The 4487-nt window shown below is 53.8% G+C and carries 6 protein-coding genes and 1 pseudogene; 6 read left to right on the top strand and 1 reads right to left on the bottom strand.

All coding sequences use genetic code 11. From position 1 onward, the window contains the following. The 3 genes and pseudogenes from OLTU_RS31735 to OLTU_RS02285 all read left to right on the top strand — a co-directional run. Positions 1–324, top strand: a 324-nt coding sequence (locus OLTU_RS31735) for a sensor histidine kinase (RefSeq protein ID WP_176736262.1), incomplete at its 5' end; no start/stop codon positions are given. A gap of 10 nt (positions 325–334) precedes the next feature. Beyond that, positions 335–556: pseudogene (locus tag OLTU_RS33085) on the top strand (ArsR/SmtB family transcription factor); the annotation flags it as partial. Further along, positions 505–960, top strand: coding sequence for a response regulator (locus OLTU_RS02285; protein WP_141731140.1), 456 nt, complete (start codon positions 505–507; stop codon positions 958–960). The pseudogene OLTU_RS33085 and the gene OLTU_RS02285, both read left to right, overlap by 52 nt. Before the next feature lie 7 nt (positions 961–967). On the opposite strand, the gene OLTU_RS02280 is transcribed toward OLTU_RS02285, so the two are convergent. Beyond that, on the bottom strand, positions 968–1789 hold the full coding sequence (locus OLTU_RS02280) for a TrmH family RNA methyltransferase (RefSeq protein ID WP_141731143.1): 822 nt from the start codon (positions 1787–1789) through the stop codon (positions 968–970). A 342-nt stretch (positions 1790–2131) separates the two neighbouring features. Here OLTU_RS02280 and OLTU_RS02275 point away from each other — a divergent pair, with 342 nt between their 5' ends. From OLTU_RS02275 to OLTU_RS02265, 3 genes are all read left to right on the top strand, one after another. Continuing rightward, positions 2132–2602: a hypothetical protein gene (locus OLTU_RS02275; RefSeq protein WP_141731138.1), complete on the top strand. Its 471-nt coding sequence runs from the start codon at positions 2132–2134 to the stop codon at positions 2600–2602. Between the two features lie 42 nt (positions 2603–2644). After that, positions 2645–4027, top strand: coding sequence for a cytochrome P450 (locus OLTU_RS02270; RefSeq protein WP_141731137.1), 1383 nt, complete (start codon positions 2645–2647; stop codon positions 4025–4027). A 174-nt stretch (positions 4028–4201) separates the two neighbouring features. Beyond that, the coding region (locus OLTU_RS02265; protein WP_141736728.1) for a KGG domain-containing protein at positions 4202–4487 on the top strand (286 nt) is incomplete at its 3' end.

Below are 4487 nucleotides of genomic sequence, written 5' to 3'. Positions count from 1 at the left end.
GAGGAGCATGGCAGCCTGAAGATCGGCGTCCACAACAAAGGCCAGCCGATTCCCCTGGAAGATCGGGAAAACATCTTTCAGCCTTTCTACCGGGCTCATCAGGCAGCCGGCGATGACATCAAGGGCTGGGGTTTTGGTTTGCCGATTGTTCGTGGTATCGCGGAGGCTCACGGCGGCACGATCGAAGTCGACAGTACGGCCGAGCTGGGAACCACCATCACAATCGCACTTCCGCTCGATGCGCGCCCTTATCAGAACCGACCGACTTTGGGCGAAGCCGCTTGCGTAAACTTAGGCATTGACCTAAGTATTCATCAGGTCTAGAGTGGGGCTTATGGGGAATGCGACTTTACAGCTGGATCACGTATTCAAGGCCCTTGCGGACCCCACCAGGCGCGCCATACTCGAAAGGCTGAGCAAGGGTTCGCGCTCCACCAAGGAACTGGCTGCCCCATTTGATATGGCTTTGCCTTCCTTTGTTCAGCATTTGAATCTCCTCGAGGCGTGCCACCTCGTGAGTTCGCGGAAGGAAGGCCGGGTTCGCACCTATTCCCTCAATGTGAGAGAGAAACAGAAACCGCAAGCCTTCTGACCCAGCTCGGTTTTACGGTGGATACCGCCGCGGATGGAGTCGAGGCTCTCACCAAGGTCAGGCAAAAACACTATGATGTAATTTTCATGGATGGGCGCATGCCCAGAATGAATGGCTATGAGGCCACGCAGCGTATTCGGGCTCTCCATCAACCCAAGCGTGGACCCTTGATTTTTGCTCTGACAGCCAACAGTCCGGAGGAAATCCAGGAGAAGGCCTGGCAGTCAGGCATGGATGGTGTGCTGACCAAACCCCTTGCCGCCGATGCTCTGATCCGCACCATCGGCCCCGCCCGCCATGGGCCTGCTTTTGGGAATGACCTTCACCTGATGGACGAGAAAAAACCGCCTCGAAAGGATGTGGCGTGAGGAACGCTCAGGGCTCTGCCGATGCGCTGTCCTTCCGCACGCCGTGCAAACGACTATATTCCCCAAGCATCAGACCTGTAGCCACCGCCACATTCAAACTTTCCACGGCGCCAGTGCCAGGAATCACGATCGCATCATCAAAAAGCGCTTCAATTTCCGGTGAGGCGCCATGCACCTCATGCCCCATGACCAGACATAATTTTTGCGCCAAAGGCTGCGCATAAAGTGAAGTGCGCGCATGGCTTGATGTCCCGACGATGCGATAACCCAGCTGACGCAAACTCTTGAGAAAGTTCAGGGCATGATCCAGCACAAAGGTGTCCACAAATTCCGCGCCCCCTTCACTCACCCGTGCCGTCGCCGCAGACAGTGGGGGCAGCTGCTGATGTCCGGCCAGCGTTCGCCAGCCGAAGTGAGCCATCACCCGCATGATGGTACCTATGTTGTGGGGATTCTGGACGCCATCGAGAAAGATAAAAGGCTGTGGGAAGATTTCGAGCCTTTTGCGCAGGGCCTGCTCGTTGCCGTGCCCAGGAGCCCGGGCGAGAATCGCCACACCCTCATGATGCACGGAAGCTGTGATGCGTTCCAGATCCGCTGGGCTGACGATATGATAGGCCTTCTTTTGTTGGGCACACCAGCGCAGGAGCTCACCAAAGCTGGCCAGCAGCTCCTCGGTGCAATACACCCGAATAATATCCTGCTTGCGGAGACGCACCAGGGTTTCGCAAATATGCAGGCCGCAGTACAAAAGTTCCGGTCTTTTTTCGACAGGTTTGCCGGCATTTTTACTGATCATGATGGGCGTGGAACGTGGTTTGAAACCCATGAGGCATCCTTTGTGAACAGAGCCCCAATTTCTAGCCCAACTGCGCTCCAATGCCAAGACCTCGTGGCCAGGGCGAGTCATTTTATGAGGTTAAGGCTGTCGCTGGTGATTATGACAATGCCTTAAAACGCTTTCTGATCACGAATTCGGGTGCAAATCTGTCACTCAGTGCCGTGATTCTGGACACTTGCAAGAGCGAAACCCATTTCGAGTGCCTGCAGGCTGTTTTGTATCCAGTTGAAATTATCGATAAATTTAGAGATAAAAGCGAAGCCCGAACCCGTGGACAGATGGTCCCAATCTTGCTTGCTACATCACACCCGCATTTGGAGGATAGGAACGGTGGCACACCTTAGCGTGCTGATAAGCCTGCTTCTCATTTTGGCAGGTTGTGGCAACGAGAAACCCGACGCGACAAAAGTATTGCAAACCATGGCCCAGGCTCAAAGTGCAAATAGCGCTGCGAACTCCAAATTGGGCTGGAATGATCCCATTGACTCGAAAAAATTTGGCCTCGCTCCCAATGCGAATGTCGATGGCAAAACGCTGGCGCAGATTATTTCAAGTCAAACGATTGGCCGTGATGATGCGCTTCTTTGTAGCGCATGCCACCACAGCAGCGATGCCCAGGGTGGCTATGGCGTTCCCTCTGCAAGGAATGCAGCCAACCTCAGTTTGAAACCCACGGACATCGTCAGCAACCGCACCTGGGTGGGTAGCGGGGGCTGGGCCGAGCGCTTCATCCAGAACAAAACCAAGCCGGAAAACCTGAAAATTTTCCTTCAGGCCTGGATCAATAACGGCTACAAATGAAGCCTGCTTTTCAGCACCACAATCAATAAAAAGAGATGGATCATGTCGGTAAAACTGGAAGTTCTGAATACCCCTATCCGGCAAGATTCGTATCCACAGTTGCCTGGTCCAAAAACACCGCCTCTCATCGGGGTCGGACTGGAATTCAAGAAGCATGGCGTTTCGCTCCTGTCAAGGCTTGCGCGCACCTATGGTGACTTTGTCAGGTTTCCCATGCCAGGCATTCGCGGGGTTTTGGTATCGGATCCGGCTTTCATCAAACTGGTCTTTCTCCAGACGGAACGCCTGTTCGAAAAAGGGAAAATCTACGACCGTATGAAACCGCTGGCAGGCGACGGTTTGGTCACAAGCAGCGCACAACTGTGGCGGCAACAGAGACGCCTGGCCAATCCCGCTTTCAATCAAAGCGCCTTGCAAAGCTACCTGGATATTATCCACCGCAAGACCGACCTATTCATGCAGTCCTTGCCAAAAAAAGCTGATTGCATCGACGTTTATCAATCCATCACCAGCCTGACCTTTCAAATCGCTCTTGAAGCGCTGTTTTCCACTGACACCGATGCCTACAAAGGCCTCCTGATGAAAGCCTTTGCCGATGGCCAGGACTACATTGGCTATCTTTTTTGGGCTGCTCTGCCTTTGCCTCTTTCCATCCCGACGGCTCGCAACCGTAAATTTCTAAAAGCCCGGGAAACTTTATATAACGTGATCGATGAAATCATCGCGCTCCGCCAGCGGACTGGTTCTGATCGTGATGATTACCTCGCCCGCCTCCTGACCGCACGTGATCCAGAGACGAAGAAGGCCATGGCGCATGAATTGGTTCGCGATGAAATCGCCACCTTTATGCTGGCTGGCCATGATACAACAGCGAATACCTTGTCATTCACGCTCTGGCTGCTGGCGCAGAATCATGCGATTCAGGAGCAGGTGCACCAGGAAATCCAAACTTGCCTGCCTCCAGGTGGGGAAAGCCTTGAGGATCTGGATAAACTGGATCTGACCATGCGCTGTTTGCAGGAATCCATGCGGCTCTACCCCACCGCCTGGATGGTGAATCGCACCTGCAAAGTGGACCTTCAGTGGGGTGACTATATCTTCAAGAAAGGCACAACCTTTCTGTTGCCGCAGTACGCCGTTCATCGGCATCCGCGCTACTGGGAGCGGCCCGATGATTTCTGGCCCGATCACTTCCTTGCGGAAAAGGTCGCAGATCGGCCGGAATTCGCGTTCTTCCCTTTCGGTGGCGGCACCAGAAAATGCATTGGCTATGATCTTGCCATCAAGGAAGCGCTCTTGATTGTGGTCAACGTGATCCGCCGCTATCAAATCGCATGCGTACCCGACACCTCATTTACGCTGGCACCTAATATTACGATGGCGCCCGTGCCGGGGATCACCCTGAAATTGACCCCACGTCCATAAGCGCGCGGTACACTAAAAGCGGACGAAGTGTTGCCCAGCTCCGCAGTCTTCACCCGTGTCATCGCCCTTATGTTCCCTTCCAAAGACAAATCGGTATAAAAATTGCAAATTTCATACCGTAGCTCTTTCAGTTGAGGAGATATGAAAAACACAGAAATCTAGGAGTATACAATCATGGCTGGGAAAAATGAGCGCGGTTTTGCCGCCATGGATCCCGAGCAGCAACGCGAGATCGCACGGCGTGGAGGCCGAGCTGCTCATGAATCCGGCAACGCTCATGAATTCACCTCAGAAGAAGCCGCTGAGGCGGGTCGTAAAGGTGGCGAAGCCGTCAGTAGAAACCGTGAACATATGGCTGAAATAGGACGCAAGGGCGGGTTGGCCGCTCATCATCGGAATGCTGCTTTCCACCATGAATCAGCAGCCCACCATCACCGTCAGGCTGCACGACATCACGACG

Source organism: Oligoflexus tunisiensis (genome assembly GCF_001748245.1).
Classification (GTDB): domain Bacteria; phylum Bdellovibrionota_B; class Oligoflexia; order Oligoflexales; family Oligoflexaceae; genus Oligoflexus; species Oligoflexus tunisiensis.
This window is presented reverse-complemented; position numbering and strand designations above follow the sequence as displayed.